The organism is Paenibacillus sp. FSL H7-0735, assembly GCF_038008505.1.
In the GTDB taxonomy this organism is placed as follows: domain Bacteria; phylum Bacillota; class Bacilli; order Paenibacillales; family Paenibacillaceae; genus Paenibacillus_AQ; species Paenibacillus_AQ odorifer.
Map to the genome: position 1 here is coordinate 633,691 of NZ_JBBOZH010000002.1, position 19,681 is coordinate 653,371.

Annotated in this window: 18 protein-coding genes; 5 read left to right on the top strand and 13 right to left on the bottom strand. The window is 34.1% G+C overall.

What is annotated here, in order from left to right; translation table 11 throughout:
- The first annotated feature begins 5 nt into the window (after positions 1 to 5).
- The 3 genes from NSS82_RS30305 (at position 6) to NSS82_RS30315 (ending at position 5,337) form a co-directional block, all read left to right on the top strand.
- On the top strand, positions 6 to 560 hold the full coding sequence (locus NSS82_RS30305; protein WP_081383878.1) for a class I SAM-dependent methyltransferase: 555 nt from the start codon (positions 6 to 8) through the stop codon (positions 558 to 560).
- Between the two features lie 1,475 nt (positions 561 to 2,035).
- Positions 2,036 to 4,039: a hypothetical protein gene (locus tag NSS82_RS30310; protein ID WP_218641936.1), complete on the top strand. Its 2,004-nt coding sequence runs from the start codon at positions 2,036 to 2,038 to the stop codon at positions 4,037 to 4,039.
- Positions 4,036 to 5,337, top strand: coding sequence for an HNH endonuclease domain-containing protein (locus NSS82_RS30315; protein WP_076272296.1), 1,302 nt, complete (start codon positions 4,036 to 4,038; stop codon positions 5,335 to 5,337). Before NSS82_RS30310 ends, NSS82_RS30315 begins: the two co-directional genes overlap by 4 nt.
- A 63-nt stretch (positions 5,338 to 5,400) precedes the next feature.
- Here the strand turns inward: NSS82_RS30315 and NSS82_RS30320 are convergent, their stop codons facing one another.
- On the bottom strand, positions 5,401 to 5,598 hold the full coding sequence (locus tag NSS82_RS30320) for a hypothetical protein (protein WP_178944185.1): 198 nt from the start codon (positions 5,596 to 5,598) through the stop codon (positions 5,401 to 5,403).
- A gap of 656 nt (positions 5,599 to 6,254) precedes the next feature.
- Positions 6,255 to 6,614 (bottom strand): hypothetical protein, encoded by a 360-nt coding sequence (locus NSS82_RS30325; protein WP_076272295.1) that lies wholly within the window; start codon positions 6,612 to 6,614, stop codon positions 6,255 to 6,257.
- Positions 6,615 to 7,026: 412 nt separating this feature from the next.
- Between NSS82_RS30325 and NSS82_RS32760 the strand changes: the two genes are divergently transcribed.
- The gene (locus NSS82_RS32760; protein WP_076272308.1) at positions 7,027 to 7,110 is read left to right on the top strand and encodes an IS3 family transposase; all 84 of its coding nucleotides are present in this window, start codon (positions 7,027 to 7,029) and stop codon (positions 7,108 to 7,110) included.
- Positions 7,111 to 7,304: 194 nt separating this feature from the next.
- Here NSS82_RS32760 and NSS82_RS30330 read toward each other — a convergent pair whose 3' ends face one another.
- Both NSS82_RS30330 and NSS82_RS30335 read right to left on the bottom strand, forming a co-directional pair.
- Positions 7,305 to 9,008 (bottom strand): pentapeptide repeat-containing protein, encoded by a 1,704-nt coding sequence (locus NSS82_RS30330; protein ID WP_076272294.1) that lies wholly within the window; start codon positions 9,006 to 9,008, stop codon positions 7,305 to 7,307.
- Entirely contained in the window at positions 8,989 to 9,756 is a 768-nt protein-coding gene (locus tag NSS82_RS30335) for a TnsA endonuclease N-terminal domain-containing protein (protein WP_076272293.1), read from the bottom strand. Before NSS82_RS30335 ends, NSS82_RS30330 begins: the two co-directional genes overlap by 20 nt.
- A gap of 375 nt (positions 9,757 to 10,131) precedes the next feature.
- On the opposite strand from NSS82_RS30335, the gene NSS82_RS30340 reads away from it, so the two are divergent.
- The gene (locus NSS82_RS30340) at positions 10,132 to 10,641 is read left to right on the top strand and encodes a helix-turn-helix domain-containing protein (RefSeq protein ID WP_076272292.1); all 510 of its coding nucleotides are present in this window, start codon (positions 10,132 to 10,134) and stop codon (positions 10,639 to 10,641) included.
- A 337-nt stretch (positions 10,642 to 10,978) separates the two neighbouring features.
- On the opposite strand, the gene NSS82_RS30345 is transcribed toward NSS82_RS30340, so the two are convergent.
- The 9 genes from NSS82_RS30345 to NSS82_RS30385 form a co-directional block, all read right to left on the bottom strand.
- Positions 10,979 to 12,754, bottom strand: a complete 1,776-nt coding sequence (locus tag NSS82_RS30345; RefSeq protein ID WP_178944184.1) for a TniQ family protein — start codon at positions 12,752 to 12,754, stop codon at positions 10,979 to 10,981.
- A 526-nt stretch (positions 12,755 to 13,280) separates the two neighbouring features.
- On the bottom strand, positions 13,281 to 13,535 hold the full coding sequence (locus NSS82_RS30350) for a hypothetical protein (protein ID WP_178944183.1): 255 nt from the start codon (positions 13,533 to 13,535) through the stop codon (positions 13,281 to 13,283).
- Between the two features lie 330 nt (positions 13,536 to 13,865).
- Positions 13,866 to 14,975, bottom strand: coding sequence for a hypothetical protein (locus NSS82_RS30355; protein ID WP_076272288.1), 1,110 nt, complete (start codon positions 14,973 to 14,975; stop codon positions 13,866 to 13,868).
- Positions 14,976 to 15,389: 414 nt separating this feature from the next.
- A complete protein-coding gene (locus NSS82_RS30360; RefSeq protein ID WP_076272287.1) occupies positions 15,390 to 15,929 on the bottom strand; it encodes a hypothetical protein in 540 nt (179 codons plus the stop codon).
- On the bottom strand, positions 15,922 to 16,137 hold the full coding sequence (locus tag NSS82_RS30365) for a hypothetical protein (protein WP_178944182.1): 216 nt from the start codon (positions 16,135 to 16,137) through the stop codon (positions 15,922 to 15,924). Before NSS82_RS30365 ends, NSS82_RS30360 begins: the two co-directional genes overlap by 8 nt.
- Positions 16,138 to 16,311: 174 nt before the next feature.
- Entirely contained in the window at positions 16,312 to 16,743 is a 432-nt protein-coding gene (locus NSS82_RS30370; protein ID WP_340961272.1) for a tyrosine-type recombinase/integrase, read from the bottom strand.
- Complete coding sequence (locus NSS82_RS30375; RefSeq protein WP_256718392.1) at positions 16,728 to 17,126, bottom strand: tyrosine-type recombinase/integrase; 399 nt, start codon at positions 17,124 to 17,126, stop codon at positions 16,728 to 16,730. Before NSS82_RS30375 ends, NSS82_RS30370 begins: the two co-directional genes overlap by 16 nt.
- A gap of 231 nt (positions 17,127 to 17,357) precedes the next feature.
- Complete coding sequence (locus NSS82_RS30380) at positions 17,358 to 18,158, bottom strand: hypothetical protein (protein ID WP_076272285.1); 801 nt, start codon at positions 18,156 to 18,158, stop codon at positions 17,358 to 17,360.
- Positions 18,159 to 18,508: 350 nt separating this feature from the next.
- A complete protein-coding gene (locus tag NSS82_RS30385) occupies positions 18,509 to 19,081 on the bottom strand; it encodes a hypothetical protein (protein WP_076272284.1) in 573 nt (190 codons plus the stop codon).
- Between the last annotated feature and the right edge of the window lie 600 nt (positions 19,082 to 19,681).

The following is a 19,681-nucleotide window of genomic DNA, read 5'->3' on the forward strand; positions in this document are numbered from 1 at the left end:
TGATTATGTCTGAATACTTACTTTTCTTACAAGGCTTCCTCAAAGATCCAAAGCGGGTAGGAAATATTCTACCCAGTTCGCCATTATTAGCCGATAAAATAGTTCAGTCTGTACAATGGCATAATGTAAATGCCGTTGCAGAGCTTGGAGCTGGTACAGGTGCTATTACACGTCTCATGACATCACAATTAAAGAATTCTACAAAAGTGCTTTTGTTTGAGCGGAATAAAAAAATGAGAGAACACTTAAAAGCAATTTATCCGGAATGCATTTTCCATTCCAACGCCAGCTACTTACTCAAGAAATTGAATCAGGAAGGCATCCGTGAGTTAGATTGCATAATTTGCGGATTACCATTTTTTAATTTTTCAAGTGAAATGCGTGACAAAATCCTACATCAGATTGTTAAGTCACTTAAACCAGGCGGAATTTTAGTTGCATATCAGCACTCGCTGCACATGAAAAAAAGATGGGCTAAACAACTACTTATTGAGAAAATTGAATTTGTGCCTTACACTTTTCCTCCAACATTCGTATATATTTGTCGTAAAAAAGAATGACATATGAATATTCGAAAAATAGTAATTTCTAAAGAATATATAAGTATTGAGAATGGAAATGGCCAGGCCAATACTGTTGCAGGATTATAAAAAAGTCCTGATGATCAAGATTATCTTGATCATCAGGACGGGATTTACTGTGAAAAACTACTGTGAGTTGTAATTCATCTTGGCACAAAAAGAGCTTGTTTTCAGCGTATTTGTAACGAAATTTTGGCATAGGTTGTAATGACCTCTGACACAAACTGTAGATTCCTGTACTGTCAATTGACATATATCGTTTTAAAATATCCAGTAATTTTTTATTAGAGTTATTTTTATTTCTTTTTCTTTACAGTTTTAAAATATGCATTTCCAAGCTTATATATATTGTTCAATATACCTATCGTTCATAGGAATTTTATCATCAAATTTAGTCTCATAATCAAATACCTTTATTTGTTATTTTCTTGTATCAATAACTTTATACATTTCTCCCTCTCCGAACGTATATGTTTTAATATAATATGATTTTTACTCTTCTAGCTATACATTGCTTAGAGACAATAGATATTAAAATAAAACAGGGAAGACCCTTAAGGAGAAATATAGACTCACCATTTCTGATAAAAACAAAACCCAAGAGAGAATGGGCTCACTCTTGGGCTTTGTTCCATACTTTTCTACCTCAGCACATCTGCAGATACCTTAACAAGATATCGCACCCTAGGCTCCATCTAGGGACCTCTTCGATGCGTGCCATGACTTTAGCTGTTATGGTCCAGCTTTTTGCGAATCTCCCTCGCACATGACAAAAGATTATCTGTTCTGAGGAACAGGGAAGATCAAAAAGTGGGACATATGTTCCACTCTCCTCCCCCTATGGGATGCTTTAATTGTATCATATTTCCAGATGTGTATCACCAGAAAAATTATAAATTCAACCTTGCTCATTAATAAAACGAATCATTTGAACTCTCGCATTTTGTCCAATCGATATGGTGTTTCTTCTTTCACAGTGCCCGCACTTCAATGTTAAGCTCCTAATTACGGATCACCAGAAGCCTCACACGCCCATTGTACAGTCCGCTTATTTTTCCTAAAATCTATATTGAGCAATAATTATAATTACAGGTATTTACATGGTCTTATGGATCTACCGAAACAGATATTTTCCTCCCAGGAGGTATACATCCAACAGAGTAAGATTCACTCCTCCTGCTTCACCCGTTGCAATTCTCTATGTTCGTCCTAGGTAAGCATGATAGTACACAGTTCATTTAGTGTAATATCTTCAGTTCAACGAACTCGCCAGATACTTCTCATCTTCGATTAAAACTATCTTGTTCATAGTTATCCTTTTCGCTTCCTATTCATAAATTCTTCTATTTCTTAAGCAGTATGTTTAGTCCACCTGCTGGTTATTAAAAATATATTAAATACTTGTTTACATTAAAACTGGAAAATTCGATAATGTAATATATTCCATCAAAAATATGGAGGTTAAAAAAATTATGGAGTTACTCTATTTCTGGATAAAAAACTACGGCAATTTCCAAAAAGCTGAATTTCATTTTCAAGATACGTATCAATTTAGGTATTACCCTGACATTTCCAACTTGCAAATAAAAATAAAGGGAAACGCTGGGCTCCCAGAACATTTTTTCGGCAAAAAAATAACGAATTTAAGCATGATTGTCGGGGATAATGGATCAGGTAAAACAACACTTTTGAGGATGATTATAGATTGTCTTTCACACGAATATAATTCGACTCCTTTTATCGCAGCGTTCTTTGATCAGGCCAAAAAGAAAGTCATGATCTATGAAAAAGAACTACATCTTACGCATGATACACATAATGAAATATCTGTAGGCTTTTTAACCGATCTAAATGATTGGCTTAAACAAACGAAACTTATTTATATAAGTAATACGCTGGATATTTATGACTATATGTATAAGAAAAAGGGAACCGTACATGATCTTTCTATCGGAGGACTCCTTAGGAACGATTTTTCAAACGGGATAGAAAATCATCATATTCAGCATGGAAGTAACCTTATACATCAATTTTTTAATAATGAAGTTTACAGGACACTTAATTTCTTATATAGTTCCACAACACAAGAATCCACTAAAACTTTATTTCATATGGTAAATGAACTTCAGATCAAGATAGTTGACAATAATTGGAATCGCGAATCACTTTACAAGTCGATCGAAAAACAAACGAAAAGACCTGCCTCAGATTCGCTTTCACTAGAACTATCTGAAGCGTTACTAAATGCTCAATTTCAGGAAGTGCTTACCTTAATATCTACCTCCTTCCCTTCCGACCATTCCAAAAATATATGGGAATTTCATTTAGCAGATCACTTGATCATCAATGCAATTAAGGACACAGGGGAATCCGTTACATCAGCAGAATATCGACTAAAAGAATTGGGTTGTCTTTGGAAAGTTTATAATTCATACGATAAAACCCTAATAGAAGATGATGTATTTATTTATGGAATGTTTTTTTTGGAAAAGTATAGGGAAGAATTGGTTTCATTTGATTCCTATTATTTTTCCCGCCTTAACCCCTACATCGCCTTCCTGGATTGGTTGTCAAAAAACAGGGAGCCATTTGAAGAAGCCGTTAATGTATGGCCGACAATCATCGGGATTAACTTGAAGAATAATTCAAAAAATTGGTTTAAAGATTTTTTCACTCATTATAATCGCACATGTTACATCTATCCTTACTTGAATTTCTCCTGGGGATTAAGTACAGGCGAACATAATCTGCTAAGTTTTTATTCCAGACTTCACTCTGTATTGGCATTGGATCCAAACGGCGGACAAAGCAATAAGGTTATTAACCATACGATAGAGGGGGATATCGTTTGCACCAGTGTGTTGCTCCTCATTGATGAAGCTGATTTATCATATCATCCCAAATGGCAGATTGGGTATGTGCAACGGTTGTTGCATATGCTGAATACCATCTTTAAATCTTGCAATGTGCAGGTTGTTATGACCTCCCATTCACCCATACTACTCTCAGATATTCCGAAGAGTAACGTTATTTATCTCAAAAAAGGCAACAATGATCAGACGGGTAATCACGCGGAAACATTCGGACAGAATATACATACCTTGTTCAACGATGCTTTCTTTGTTCATCAAACCATTGGTGAGTTTTCTAATCAGATTATTAAAAAAAACATAGAAGAACTTAACAATCTGGAGCAATCCATTAAAAACAATAAAAATAACCTTGATTTAAAAAACGAGGAATATATGGTTTTAGAGAAATATGAGCTTATTGCAAGCATCATTGGCGAACCGGTAATTAAGAAGTCATTTGAGAGTAAACTTCAGGGACTTAAAGAGCATTATCAAACAGAGACTCTCCAAAATGCAATCAGTGTTTATGATAATTTGTCTCCGAAAGATCGTGAACGGTTGATTGATCATATCATTAAAGCTAATCAAGAGGACGATAATCTATGAGAAGAATCCAACTTTCCACTGATACTGTACAAGCTCATGAAACGTATTTCTACAAGAAAATTGTCCCTTCTTTAGAGGAAGCACAAAGAAGACCCGCGCACCCTCTTACATCAGAAATATTACATTCAATGAAGCTGAAGTTGGCACTGCATGTACATGAGAACAGAATTCAAAAAGAATTTTCAAGGCAACACCGAAACTTTTTCAGTTTTGTAATGAAACGCTATAGCACCTTTGCAACGGGAAATTTGAACGAATTAGAAGCATTGCATGCTTCGATCCAGCAGAAGTTCCCTTTAGTTTATGAATTAATTCACCATGGTGATTATAAGTACCATTCCAATGATTCTTACGCTAATTATCTGAATGGTGTATTTGGGTATAGCAAGTTTAAGGTTAAAGATTTTTTTTATTATATTAAAAAAAAATCTTGCGATGAACTAAACAAAAACCATTACTCTCTCGATGTACAAAATAAAATAGTGGACATTCTTATATCCAACTTTCCTAAACTAAGTAAAGAAATTAATGCTTGTCTCGGCTCTAGGCCACTCAATGTCACGGAGTGCGAGAAAGGGTTTCGAACATTAAAGCGACTAAATATCACCATGGATAATTTTAAACAGCTTGATATATTTCAAAAGGAGTGGAATGATTATAGGTTCGTCATGGAAAGCGGCATACGGGTATGTCCGTATTGCAATCGCCAGTATATTACCCCTGTCCTTTCGGATAATGGAAAGATGAGATCCGATATTGACCACTTCCTTCCCAAATGTGACTATCCTTATTTCTCCATGTCGCTATACAATTTAGTTCCAGTCTGCAAGTCATGTAATCAATCTTTAAAAGGAGAGAGGAAGTTCACCTTCGCCAGCATCAGTCCTTATGAAGATCACATTGGAGATTATTTCCGATTTGAAACAGATGTTTTGACGAATGAAATATCAACCGTAACTAAAAATAGCCGGGATGCTATTGTAAGGCATCTTGATGTTTTCAAAATTGAATGTTTATACAACTACCATCAAAATCAAGCTGCGGAACTGATTAAGAAAAGAATCGCCTATCCAGATGATTATATTCACCGTTTATACGAGGAAAACAAAACGTTATTTAACAGCAAATTCGAAGTGAAGCAACAGATTGTAGGTTTTATTGATGATGAAGATAGGCTTAATGAAGAAGCTTTCCTGAAATTTAGGAGGGATCTTGCCGAGCAGCTTGGTTTTCTAGGAAGTGGTAACCGCTTGAGGATTGAAGCACTGAAGAAGATCGTTGAAAAATCGAAATCGTAGACAATTACTTAAAAAAACAAGAAAAGGATAGTTACCAGAAGAAAATAAATTTCAAGACTACCGCTATTTTATTGAGCTAACGTTTCCCGTTAATTGAATAAACTTACCGCTACGAATTTCTTTAACGATGATAACTTTCTGACGAATCGGTATATTGTTCTGATGGATTCGAATCTGGGTTTGTTCGACTGATTCGGTAACCAGAATATATAAAGCTGGCAAAGGTTTCAGAAAAATCATTTGAACATTCCGCTTCTTCAACCCGAGAGACGTAAGTCGTATAGTCGTCTCGAAAAAGATTATAGACAGATTGCATCGTCATTAACTTTAAATAAGTATTGGTAAATTCACAATTTTCGAAGTAAGGTCTAACTTTATGTTAAATCTTGAAACTGATTAGTCGATAAAACCAAATAAAAAACATACTATCTGGCCAAGCGTTCTCAATAGTTATGTCCTTCTATTTAAATCTCGCTTAATATTTGCAATTTCTATTAATTCAATAAAATTACTAAGGTTAATTTCTCTAACAATCTGCACTATTTCAGTTATTGCGGGAATTAATTCTACTTGTGCCAAACTACGTTCCAAACGGTGTCAAATTGAATATGAGTTGTAAGTCACTTTGGCACTTAAAAGACTTGATTCAGGCGTTTCTTTAAACATATTTTAGCATCTTCTGTAATAACATTGCATAAATCATTATTTTCTGTAATGATCATTGACATAATGATTACAAATAGAATTATACATTTAGTATAAGGTACCAATCAGAGTAAGCTATCACTGTATCCACTACTATATAAAGATTTTTTATTTTCAATCTTAAGCTCCTTAAGTGGCTTTTCAATCACGCATGACTTAATATATTCTCATCAAGATCTCCAAGGGTGCTGCGCATTCTTTAAAACGTCCTCTTACTTTAAGTAAAGAGAGTAAATCTCGAGTACGCTATCCAAACCATCCAGCAATTCTTTAACTTTTGGACTCCTCTCTGAACCAGCAACATAACCTGAGTAAGTATAAGTTGTTGGAGTTATAGAAACGAGAGAGGTTATGAAATAGTTATCTGGCAGATCAAATGTTTTATTAATCTTATCTATTTGCTCATTATATTGTGTAGAGCTCAGCCCTTCACCTTCAATGATCCGGTCAACGGTGGCTCGTGAAATGTTAGATAGTTTAGAGAAAGATAATTTTGAATAACCTCTCAACCGAAGAAATGCAACCAATTCCCTGGAAATTATTTCACGGTGATCGAAAAAATTCAAGCTCATGTTATTACACCTCTTTACTCACATAATTTAGTTATATTTAAAAAGCGATAATAGTCATAAAATTTATATTAACAAAATGCAAAAAAAAATATATGTTTACTATTTGGCGTTAAAACTAATAATTCAACATCATTCTTATTACATGTCTTCTTCATGCTAACGTTGATGGCAGATGACATCATCATAGTTGGGCCAAAACATCTAATACTTATTGTATAGCTCCAATACATCTTCAAAGTATCTTCAGCTTTCGACGAAGATCAATAGTCAATGTTTAAAACCTAATAAATACAATTTGATCCCATAACCCTGATTACTTCATGAGCTATATAATTTCCCCATGCAGTACCGAAGTACTCTATCTTTATGATATACGAAGTATTAATGAGGCACAAAGTATTTTGAGGAATATATACATCTTTATAACGAAGACAGAGCACAACAAAAAATAAACAAGCTGACTTCTGTTGAGTACAGGAGTCAGCTTGTATCCTAGATCTTTTTTTATGTCTACTAAATGGGGACATGATCAGGTATAACCATATGTAAGCTCTTTTATAATTAATTGATCTCATACCATATACTTATATAACATATGCATCCTTTTTTTTATAATTAATCCATTTATACGAAGTGCAAATTCATCTTTTAAACAATAAAGTATTAACAATTATTATACATAATTATCAATTAGTAAGGTTCGATAAACTGCATCTTTTTATAATTTAAACCTTTCTTTAACTGATCTATATAAAGATCATAATCGTATTTATAGATTTTTGTTTCGTTTAGAATGGTACCGTGAAAGTTAACACCAGTTAATATTGAACCACATAAATTTGCAGAAGTTAAGTCTGCATTCCTAAAAGAAGTATTTGATAGATTACATTTGTAAAAATCGACCTTTTGTAAAGAGCTATTCACAAAATTCCCTTTAAGTAAACGACGATTTTTAAAAAGAGTAACACTATTCATATTACAGTTATCAAACACAACATTACCTAGACCAACGTGATCAAAATTAGCCCCTTCAAAATTAACTAGATGAAAATAGGAGTCCCTAAAATTCGCATAAGATAAATTTGAAAATCTCAAATCTACGCTGTTTATTCTTGATTTTAATAATTCCACCTTATTCAAATTAGCATTGATCATAGTGCAATCTTCAAAATAGGCTGCATGTAATCTGCACTTAGTCATATTAATCATGTCTAAATTACATTCAATGAATTCCGAATTATTCAGAATTGATACAGTTAGATCCATTGATTTAAGAATGCTGTTTCTGTACTTTGTAAATGAGAGTTGTGCATTACTTAAATTCAAGCCAAGAGCTTGTCTGACTTTATTCGCCGAAGGAGGTTCAAAGGAGACATCCATGCACCATACCATCCGGCTGAACACATCAATCCCAAGGGTTATCCAGGGTCTCCCGATAACGTATCCGGACTTTTCATCCAACACATCAATATCCAATTCTGTGTGATCAATCTCTACAATATGTAACGGAAACATTGCCTCTTTATTAGAATATCCTCGGTCAACTTCGTTGTATGTTTCGTCTCCTTTTTTCCCTTCCCTCATTCGTGAGCGAATTTCGGGGCTTAGTCTCTTTAATATTTTATATACCGTGTCGTAAATAGGAGGCTCAATTTCTTGTTTACCGCATTTAGCTTCAATTGATTCAAATACGGATGTAGGAGTATCCTTCCTTAGAGTTAGATACTCTTTCTCAATCACTTCTTTAATGACCGGAAGTACCTCGTCAGGTAACCTAACCCGTATAGTATCAAGGACTAGATCAGGCTTTTTGGGGTGACATATCTCTAAGACTTTACAATCTTTTCGATTAAAATTTTGTTTAAATACTTTAGGTATTAATCCTTCCTTACCTTGATTAGGAAGCGAAGACTCTTCTTTTCGATATTCTGTAAGCCTACGTTTTATCGTTCGTTTGGAGGTATTATACACTTCGGACACCAGCTCAATTAACCGTTCTTGTGACATTTCGGCGATTGTCTTCTGCTTAAAGTAATGACCGTATATACTTTTAAGTCTAGTTGATGCTCGAACATCCCCATTTTTCGCTTTTTCCAACAACAAAATCGGTTCAATTAAATCAAAGCGATCCTGAACTACTTTTTGTTGTTCATCTTCTAATGTGTCGAGTATAGAAACATACTTTTTCCCCTCTCTTTGTTGAAATGCTTTATCAATCAAGGTATCAACCGAATAAAATGTGGATTGATTAACAAGATCGAAATAGTTAAATACTACTTCCTCAATAGTTCCTGTAGCCACAGCAAACACTTTCGGCGGATCGATCTCAGTCACCCTATATCTGATTCCTTCTAATTGAAACTCCATATTCTCCTTAAAGCTGTGTAACTTCATCCAGATAACCTCCTGTCCGAAAAGCTTGCTCAAAAGGATTCATTACATTACCTACTGAAAATGTACTTTGTTCTGAAACTTTTTCGAGAATATTAGTCCCTAACTTTCCGTTCGCTATAAGATGGTAGATCATCGGTAGAATAATGCGAAAGTCTGTTAATCCAGAAAAACTTAAGGCTAGCTCAATAATACTAGCACCCTCTAAATAACCCGCTTTATTCATCACCTGATCAATCCATTGTTTATAATATTCCCGGGATTTTCGGAATTGGGATAAGAATTTAAGGTTTATTAACACCTTGTCTGGAAGAGTCTTTGGATAAATCACCACATACTTCCACCCTTCCCTTTCAGCATGTAATGAACATGCTCGATTACATCGCAAAAAAGTTTTAGTTTGTTCATCAGGTGATTCTTTAATTTGTACAAGCAGAGGAATTTGATTTTGCCGAAAAACAAGGGTATCTGGTACATGCATCCAACTTTTCTCTTGTCCTTCAGAATCAAGATGCTTAATTGCTATTTCTACAGGTTGAACATAGTATCGAATAACTCCCGGATCAAGCTCAAGTAAATAGTAGAACAATCGCTCATTTAAGGAATGATACTCCACATCTCGTTCTTCCATTTTGGTACTGATAATAGAACCAATAATATGTGGCCTTTGCCAACTAATCTTATTATCTATGCGTCTCTTCGGGTAATAGAGCTGATCTTCCAAAACCCAATTATTTTGTGTCCAGTCCATATTTCACCACCTTTCATTTTTGAACAAATCAATTTTCTAATACCTTCTTGATTATTTTCTTACTTGTAACTACAAGCGATATTGCTGTAAAGATACAACCTTCGTTATCTCTCGCAATTGTTCCCCATAGTCATAAAGCTTCAAATTGACCGTTACTATTCTCTGTTTCAAAAAATCAAATAGTGTGGAATCAATATCGATATTAAATTGACCTTCAATTTCAAAAAAACTCGTAATTCGTTACTTTTTAAAATAATTAAAACATTTCGTTACTAGGATTATTATTCAAAATACTTTTTTTGTCAACAAAAACTACACAATCCCGTTAATTCGTGTTAGTATTGATAAAAAGTAACGGGAGAAGGACACAAGATTATGAATGTTACGGGTGATCGAATACGTAATTTAAGAAAAAGAAATAACTTGAAACAGCGGCAGCTTGGGGATTTAATTGGTGTATCACCTCAAGTTATTTCTAATTGGGAACGCGGCTATAGCCCTCCAGATAATGAGAATATTGCTAAATTAGCCGAAGCATTAAATACATCAACAGATTATCTGCTTGGTCGCCTAGATGATATTTTCAGCGATGATTTAAGTATGTCAACTCGTCTGGAAATTATCGCAGATCAGAAGCAAGAGTTTTTATCAAGCTTGCACAAAGATCAAGTCACTTTTGACCTGATAAAACTTCTCAGCTCCTCCTATGGGATTGTTGTAAATGATCAATTACTCACCCGGTTAGAGAGGGAGTTATTGATTAAGACCATAATTAATGAAATTGCTTCAGTAAAATCTATAAAACAAGACCTATTGGATCAAGTGGAAGATGAATCTAATATTTGTTTTTTCTTAAGTGCAGACGGAAGTATATTCCGCAGGTAAGATGTTCTTTTGAACCTATGCGTATTACTTAGTCAGCAAATATGTTTTGAAATCTATCACTCTCCTCTTCTATTCTTAAAAGCAGTATATCCCTATATATATATTTTTATAACTATTCGGATAATTTTTAATTAGGACTTTTCTCTCATCGATTTATACCTTTATGATATTTTTGAATTTATTGAATAACTAAAAATAACCATGAATAGGATCGTTTCTCGATCTTTTCATGGTTATTCGTATTGATATCTATAAAATACACGGACTTATACACTGCAATTTATGGTTTAAAATCAACCAGCTTATCGGCCCTCATCTAAATCACTACCGATAAAACTCACGCTCGTTTTCTAGCATATCTGATCTGATTAATTAAATGCGGTGTGTACCTTCTAATTAAGTTATAGTCTGTATGGGTAACAGTATAGAGATCTTTCATTGATACTTTCTCGCCATCATGTTCTTCTAGGTATCTCGAGACCCTCTGTTCTATCTCTATGATGATTTTTTCACGTTTAATTTTGATTTGCTTGTTTCTATAAAGTTCCACTATGTCTGAACAGCCTTTGTTTCTAATTGTTGTGGCAGAAGTCCCCCGTGCTTTTGCAACCGCCGGTAGATTTATGGTAGTACCACGGTTTAAAAGTTCCCTGCAAGTATTTTTAATATTGCTTTTAAAGATTGGAGCACTGCCTTGTATTTTTGGCTCTGTGTACGATTTAAACAATGCTTCAACGACCTGAGGGTGATATCGATGCATTAAGAAATGGTCATAGTTAATCCACTCATTCCAAACACGAATCTCTGCTAAATCTATTCCTTCATCAAGTTTCCGAACAAACTCCCCTAACAACTTCTCATTGACGCTTAACTTTATATTATCATCCAGTTCAAATACATTACGGATCTGAAAGTATGCCAGCACACGCTGAATGCGTCCTCGCTTTAGCCCCATAACCTTTACTTTCTCTGTCCATGTAAGTTTGCTGATATTTCGAATGGATAAGATCTCATACGCCTTAATAAAATAGGAACGCTCTACAAGATGGTTATTATCGTCTAAGGCATACTCACATCCACAAGAAAGACAGACCATGCAATAAGATAAGGCTTTTCCGTCTTTTTTGCTTTGAAAAATCCCTGTCGAAACTAAATTCCCTTTTACTCCATACTGTTTACACCAGGGGGCTGCGCAGGCAGTATCCGCGGCAATCTCTCCTTTACTTTTTTCATGAAGAGATTGTAGGAAACCCTCAGATACATACGATTCAAAGAAATCTCGAATATGCAAATCTGCTATATAAAGTACGAAAAACAGTAATGTCATATGTACTGCGCATTTTTGAGATAATGTTCCTCGGGCACATTGAATTAAATGTTCCAGACATCCGGGATATCGACTATTCCGTATCAATGCTTTATTATAGTGATCTTGTCGTTCATTCAATATATATACCATTCTAGTTGCAATTTCTGATGGAGTGAAACTTCGACCAGAATACTCAATTAGATATTTCCAGTTATCAATTAACCATACTTGTTGTTTTACAATACTCTGATCTATTATCTCTTTGCTATCTTTAACGTTGGATAGATACCCGCTACAGTAAGGACATCTGTTGATGACTCGGATATCTTTATACAAAATAGAGCAATGACAGTATTCACACTTATTCATGAGATACTTATTATGTTCCGCACAGACATCCACACCGATTAATTTCCAATGTAAAGATATAGAGTTCGTGTGTGAAATACACTCAGGACAATAATATAGTTCCTCACGTAACATTCCCTCTAAAACTTTACTCTTCTCACCTTTATCAGAGTCTGTAAAACCCCTAATCAAATTAGTATAGCTGCTTCTGTTCACATCAACTCTCGTTAAACCTGTAATCTCACAAAGCTTATCAATATTTAACATACTCGATGGAAAGTAATCAATGCGTTTTAAATCTCCAGAATGAAGCCGATAGTTCTCGTTTTGCTTAACCATTTCAAGCAAACGTACAATATCTCTTCCGTTTGCCTCAGCTAATCTCGTTAGATAGCTAGACAGCGATTCGCATTCAACTAATTTTCTACGGATTGTAAACCGTTTAATTATATTCACCCCTAACAAAATGAGGATCTCGTTACTTACTCTGAGACATTAAAATATTCTTTAGAACACCACTTTATTTGCTCCTTTCTACTCTTTTCATGAAGGATAACTAACTGATTCAAGACAAAGATCTTTTGAACGATATCTTGGGTAAAAAAGTATTGTCGCTTGTAAAAATTGATCTCCTGTTGATAAGGACTTGAAGAATTCCTATTTTTCTCGTAGATTGAAAGTAATTGCACATGAAGGTCGAAAATCTCTTTATATGACAATCAAATCCCTCCATCAAACTTTAGATATTAAATAAAACTTTTAACATTATCTACTGTTGAAATTAAAAGTATACTTGCCTAACAAAAAAAGCAGGCTATTACTCAAAATGAGTATAGCCTGCTTATAGCAGCAACTTTTAAACATATGTTTTTCATAATGGTTTCTGAGTTCACTTACTAAACATCCGTTAATGTCTAGCTTCAATTCATAGAATCCACTATACCTCCTGGCGCACTACGCAAACTGATTTCTAGATTGAGCCTCATTTTTTTGATTTTAACCGGCTTTTCAAATGACCTATGAAGATCTGATTAGAGTCAGAAGAATCGAAATCTCGATTTACAGCTTTATGAAGATAATCAATTTCCTTTGCAAAATCATAAGCATTCGGTTCAAAACCACAGCTTCTCTTTAACGGCCTATAATATTTGATTAAAATTTCTTTAGCTCGATGATCTTCATACCCCATATGTTTAAGTTCACAAATAACATCTCTAATATAGGGTTTGTTCATCATGTGTCTGACATTCGATTTAATCATGGAACTATCACCCGCCCCCTGAATTAACTTATATCTTTGATTCAGATCCACGTCTACTCTATAGTATCATTTTAATTACACTATTTGATCCCCACAAGAAACATTTGGCTTCAGTTGATAATATAATTATGACGGAGCCTAGCGATATGACAATTCGAAATGTAGATGGAATAAAGACATTTCATTAATAAGTTTACGGATTATAGATATTAAATAACGAAATTAAAGACTAAATGAAGTTCTAGACTGTCCCTTAGTAATTGAACAAACGTTCCTCGTTAGTGGAATGCTTTAATGTATTATTTCTTAAAAATCACCATATTTTATATGTGTCCGCTCCCGTTCTCCAATCCAAAAATTCTCCCATCTAAGGCCATAGCTATTTATATTTTCAACGAATTTATTAACTTCAAAAGCACATGTTATACAAGAAACATGACTCTCATAAGCATACGGAATTCTTAATGATGTATAACCACCATGACCATATATTTCATCAAAGTCGTAATCAAATTTGTTACAATTTAAAAGGGTCTTTTCATTACATACTGGACATTGTTTTATATCATTTATATATCCTTCTTCAATAGCAAGTCTTAACTCAACTTCATCATTACTCTTCAAATAGTAATCAGAATATTGTATTCTTCCAATCTCCTTTAATAAAGCTACTTTAGATAAATCACTTTTACCCCTTAACTCATCGAATTCATTAATTAGTTCAGTTATAATATCAAGATGTAGTTCATTTCCCGTTTGATACTTCCATACTTTTTCGTATCCTGAAAATATAGGTAATTCCAAAAACAGGGACACTAAAGGTAGTATATACCTGCAAATATATTCATCAAGTGCATGATATCTCAACAGAAACATTCCTTTGTGCCACATACGGTTTCTAAATCCATTTAAAGATTTTAGTATATTATAATGTTCTCTAATGAAAGTGTACGAATCATTTAAACGTTTATTTCTTATTAATTCATTGATTGTATTTAATGCATCACTAAACTCAATTGAAAATAGACTCTCATACTCCTCTGCAGTTATCTTTTCTTTATTAAGTAATTTATGAAAAATTACAGGTTTAGTATTTGCTCTTACTGCAAGAAGTGGATGCTCATTTTCAAGAATTTGTTTAATAAAAAGTTCAAAACAATGTTGAAAATGGATGATCGTCTTGAAGCAAAGAACACAGTAATCGTGACTGTGTGTAATAGTATCTAAATTAGCTTTCTTAATAGCATACATCTTCTCAATAACCAACTCATTTTTCATAGCTTTATATGTAGATAGATAACTTTCAATCGCTGTTCTTAATGAAAAAAAACCAACATTCTTCAGATCATTATCTATATCATTAAAATAAAAGCTATTTCTTTCTTCTGAGAATTCACTTATTAGATCCTTTGTCATTATGTTGCCCCCTAGATACATTACATCTTTTTTCTATATTTAATACTTTCATCAGATGAAAACGTTAGCTCTTCCGTATTACATTTCCAATCAAAAAAGTCATTAAGTCGCTTATAAGCCTTTGTATAAGTATCCTGAAGCTCGATTAATCATTAATTGAATAAATTTAGCCTTCTCAAAACATCTTCAGAAGGCACAATTCTATTTACAACTGCTGTAGTTGATATTATTAATTTTTTTCTTATTTTGTTTCTTTCTCCTATTTGAAAAGAATTAAATAATATATGTATAATCGATGTTTGAACAAAGTATCCTGCCCGTTAAAAGATACCGAAGCACCTACTCATTAATGTGTCATTCAACTATCGTGTCCCATTAGTTTAATGACCTATTTAGATCGTGAAATTTAGAAACTTAGGAAGGCTTCGGATGAATTCTTTTCTGAACTACCCCTTTTATCTTACCTAACAATGTTTTTTCTACCTGAGCATCCGCCGGCAAAACTAAGAGATAATCTTTTATAGATATCAATAATTCAGTGTATTTGGGTTTTAATAGTAAATAATCATATTCTCTATCTGATTCTTCGTGCTTTATTGTGAGAGTACTATCTATAGCTAAATAATTTATTCTTTCTGCATCTTCAGCGCAGGATTCAATCTTTTTATACCATATTCTTGGATATGCTTCGTTTTTTTCATATTTTAAAATAAATAATGAGCTTTCAAATATCAATTCCCACATTCGAACATGTTGTTTTTTCATCTCTTCAAGTACTTCATTTGAATATTGATCATTTTTAATGATCTTATTTAAATCTGCTAAAGCAATGTTCTTTATTTCTGCTGCAGAATTAATATCAGGTATAAAACGACTTATGAGATTGCTATCAAATAAATCATTAATCTTATTAACATTTTTTTGATAAGCAGGTCCAAAATTACTTTCATGCACTTCTTAATGACGTTAGATCTCTAATTTTTTTCATGTCTTCAAGGTTTGTATCTTTTATTTTTTGAAGTATATTAATTTCATCATAATCCACGGTATTATTTTCAACTATTTCAATAGCCTTCTTAAAGTCAAAACCACAACTGTGACAATAATTGGCGTTATTGTAACGTTTCTCACTACAGTTAGGACAAAATTTCATAAGAGCCACCCTTTATTTTTTATTAATATCCACAATTTGGTTATTAGTAACAATATACATAGAGTTGGTTTAAATATGCAGTTAAATCAATTATAAGAGAAGTGATAGATAGTTCAAGATAAACTATCCTGCCCTTTAGCTAAATAGCGACGGATTCTAAAGCCGATCCGTCGCCATTACAAACTAAAAGTATCGTCGATAAAGTTCTCTCCTACGTTCGCCGCGGATTTGTGCGTAGATTTGAGTGGTCGATGTCTTCTCATGACCGAGCATTCCTTGAATGAAGTCCAAGGGAGCACCATTATCAAGGAGTTGGCATACATAAGTATGTCGAAAGCGATGCGGGTACACGTTCACTCCAAGTTCTCCCCTATCAGCAAGCCGTTTTATTGCCCACCTAATCGTAGGTATAGCCATGCGTTTTGTTGGATGCGTACCGGTAACAAATAATGCTTTACAGGAATCCTCACGGCCAGCCAGGTACTTCTTTAACCATACTTTGCACTCTGTCGTAAAGTAAACTTCTCTTTGCTTCGATCCCTTGCCATTTACGATTGCTGAGCAGTTCTCCCAGTTTAGATCTTCGATGTTGATCTTTTCTACCTCCCCAACCAGCCGGTACTGTAGAGAAACTCAAGCAATGCTCTTTCCCTGAGGGACTGACATGAGATTTTCAAGTGTATGACGTCTTCCTCAATCAAAAACTTAGGAATACGCTTATCTAATTTGGGTTCTCTCAATTTTAGAGAAGGATTTGAAGTCAGATATGTCTCTTCATAAGCATAGCGAAAAAGAGAACGAACAAAACGAATTCGATGACCAAGACTGTTTGACTTCAAACGAACTGCTTGTTTTGCCAAGTACTCCTTCAGTGTGGTTAACGTTACCTCTGTGACATCGCGATTGCCTAGCTCCATCACTAACATCTTGTGCTGTAAGGCATATGCTTTTAATGTTTTTGGACTGAATCCTTGAATGCGTTTGTCAGCCTCATACAAACTTACAACTCATTTAAGTTCATGACAAAACCTCCCTTTAGAAACTATTAAGTCTAGTTTGCTTCTAAAGAGAGGTTTTAATCGCCTGCTGTATTAAACTAGCGTTACCCATTAGCGCAATGATCTTAAGTGACCGAAGGGAACAGCCGCGATGCGGTTAGGGAGTGGAGGGTTGTCCGCCTGGTTCCTCTTCCTTGAGAACAATCGGGCGGCCGCAGAGTGAAAGTGGTGTTATGCGATCGAATCTGTGGAAGCAACCAACTCACTTCCCAATATCATAGAAACCAATAGAGCAAATTTATTAATCTCATTATCTGGAATCGCAGAGACTAACTCCTTAAAACTATCTTTTGCCATCTCTAGATTTTCTGATATAGGTAATAATCTAATATTACGCATTAACAGTTCCATATCATCATTAAGTAATTCTGCTTCCTCTCTAGAAATCAAATTATCACTATAACTTCTTTCTATAACCTGAAAGCACTCATTGTTTTGACCATTCTTCAAGTATGCCATTGTTAGCTTTCTTATAACTAAGTATGATTTATCATATTCTAAATATTTATTCAGTATTTGTATTCGATATTTAGGTGGTAATACACTTAATATTGTTGGCGCCCATTTACTTGGTCCATTATTATGAAAACCATATACTTTGAAATATGATACGAACATCTCCACTGAGAAATTCGATACAGCCTCTAATGAAAACTCAATATTATTTTCAGTAATATTGGCTTCCGAACCTTCATGAGCACCCATATTTCCAATTTTCTTTGCATCAATTAGGTCTGATACAACTTTGTTATCGAGAAACTCTTTGGCCATCAATAACTTTTTATGTAACGTATATCCATTCCATTTCTCTTTAATATCTGACGCAACAAATTCATATATCATCGAATCAGCAATTCTCTCAAGACATAATCTAATATCTATAGTTCTATAATACAAATCATTTTGTGAATTCATCGCCTTTTTAAAATAACTTGCTGCAATGGGTACGATTAGTGGTATCTCTTTATTCATTATATTTCCTCCATTATTATCCTTTAGAATTCCCCTATTATACTAATAGATTCTTTCACTGTACAATGACACAAAGTTGCCTACATAAATGACACAAAGTTACCTACATAAATATAAATGATCATCCCTCCCTACAATGTTAACAAAAAATCTGATCTTCAACAAAATCACTTTCTTCAAGAGTTCTATTGGGTATTTAATTCGGACTTAAAAAGGCCATCTCCATTAGGAAATAGCCTTCGCTTTTAAATGCTTTCTTCTTCTCATTTCTTTTGAAATAACTTATTTCATTGGAATTCAGACTACAGTGTTTGGTCAATATACGCCCTACGGTTATTGAGCAGAGTTGATCATCTAATCGTCGTGAGGATTGTCAGTCTCTGTAAGTATCTTTCAGCTGCTTTCTTCTCTTCACTCATACCTTTTGACATCGCCAACCGCATGGGAAGATAAGAAATCTCTTCAGGATCGAAATTAGGTTTGCTTTCGTAAGGACAATGGTTGGTAATAAAAACTGTTTCATTATTGGTATGTTTTATAATTTTATCCTTATTTAATTTAAACAAGATTAGTGTGTCAGTTTCTTTGTATGAGGTATCAATTTGAGGCCTAATCTGTAATTTGGCATACTGAGTAGCGATTGTTACCCATTTATTAAAATGCGTATTTGCTACTTCCCATAATAAGTGATTTAATAGCCAAGTCATCATCCGATAATCACTGCGATTAAAGACCATCAATAGCTCTTTAAAGTCTTCTTCAAAACAATAAAAAGGAAGATCAAAAGGTTTTATATTTTTATGACTAAATCTCTTCCCCTCATCTACAAAAGGGTAGATCCGGTACATGCTTTCCTTCCAGAACACGTAAGCATACGCATAGGGACAAATAGGTGGGAACCCTTCTTTACTTCTCTTGTACATGCCAACAAATCTCTTTATACAGTGCTGATGTTCTTTTAAGTTAGAACAAAAAAGGTGTCTTGGGACTCATTTGTCCCGCCGAAGTCACTGAGCATTAACCTAGTTCCAAGAATATGCATCTCCGCGTGTATGACGAATTTTTCAGGATCTTTTTGAGTATCATACATAATTGAATCAGTTTCGGTTCTAAAGGTTTTTTTATAAAGTTCGATTGCGTCAGAACAAGCGCCATTCAAATAAAGCTGTGGTACTAACTTAGCTCCACTCCCTTTGAAATCAATTGATTTTTTAAACAAAAGAAAATGTATACCGACATAATCTACCATATGTGCAAAAATAGGACTACATAATTGGGCAATGAATTAAGAACAGTTTCTGAACTATCCTGTTCGTTATGCAGCGTAAGCGCCGCATCTTGAGAATATCCTACTATTTGTTAGCGCGTGAAGAAATGTATGTGGATCTAGGCGAAGGATGGCTTAATCCTGAAAAAATCAGTCAGGCAATAACCGAAAATAAATGAACTTCTTAACTTACATATTCTGAAGATTCGCGACAACTTGTTTGACAACTATCGGCCTGCTGAATTTCTTATACTCA

What these genes read in the sequence shown, in the direction of transcription:
- NSS82_RS30330 (WP_076272294.1), bottom strand. Translation starts at nt 9,008, where the DNA reads ATGAAGTTACACAGCTTTAAGGAGAATATGGAGTTTCAATTAGAAGGA.
- NSS82_RS30310 (WP_218641936.1), top strand. Translation starts at nt 2,036, where the DNA reads ATGGAGGTTAAAAAAATTATGGAGTTACTCTATTTCTGGATAAAAAAC.
- NSS82_RS30350 (WP_178944183.1), bottom strand. Translation starts at nt 13,535, where the DNA reads ATGATGAACAAACCCTATATTAGAGATGTTATTTGTGAACTTAAACAT.
- NSS82_RS30315 (WP_076272296.1), top strand. Translation starts at nt 4,036, where the DNA reads ATGAGAAGAATCCAACTTTCCACTGATACTGTACAAGCTCATGAAACG.
- NSS82_RS30380 (WP_076272285.1), bottom strand. Translation starts at nt 18,158, where the DNA reads ATGAATAAAGAGATACCACTAATCGTACCCATTGCAGCAAGTTATTTT.
- NSS82_RS30325 (WP_076272295.1), bottom strand. Translation starts at nt 6,614, where the DNA reads ATGAGCTTGAATTTTTTCGATCACCGTGAAATAATTTCCAGGGAATTG.
- NSS82_RS30385 (WP_076272284.1), bottom strand. Translation starts at nt 19,081, where the DNA reads ATGTACAAGAGAAGTAAAGAAGGGTTCCCACCTATTTGTCCCTATGCG.
- NSS82_RS30335 (WP_076272293.1), bottom strand. Translation starts at nt 9,756, where the DNA reads ATGGACTGGACACAAAATAATTGGGTTTTGGAAGATCAGCTCTATTAC.
- NSS82_RS30305 (WP_081383878.1), top strand. Translation starts at nt 6, where the DNA reads ATGTCTGAATACTTACTTTTCTTACAAGGCTTCCTCAAAGATCCAAAG.
- NSS82_RS30340 (WP_076272292.1), top strand. Translation starts at nt 10,132, where the DNA reads ATGAATGTTACGGGTGATCGAATACGTAATTTAAGAAAAAGAAATAAC.
- NSS82_RS30355 (WP_076272288.1), bottom strand. Translation starts at nt 14,975, where the DNA reads ATGACAAAGGATCTAATAAGTGAATTCTCAGAAGAAAGAAATAGCTTT.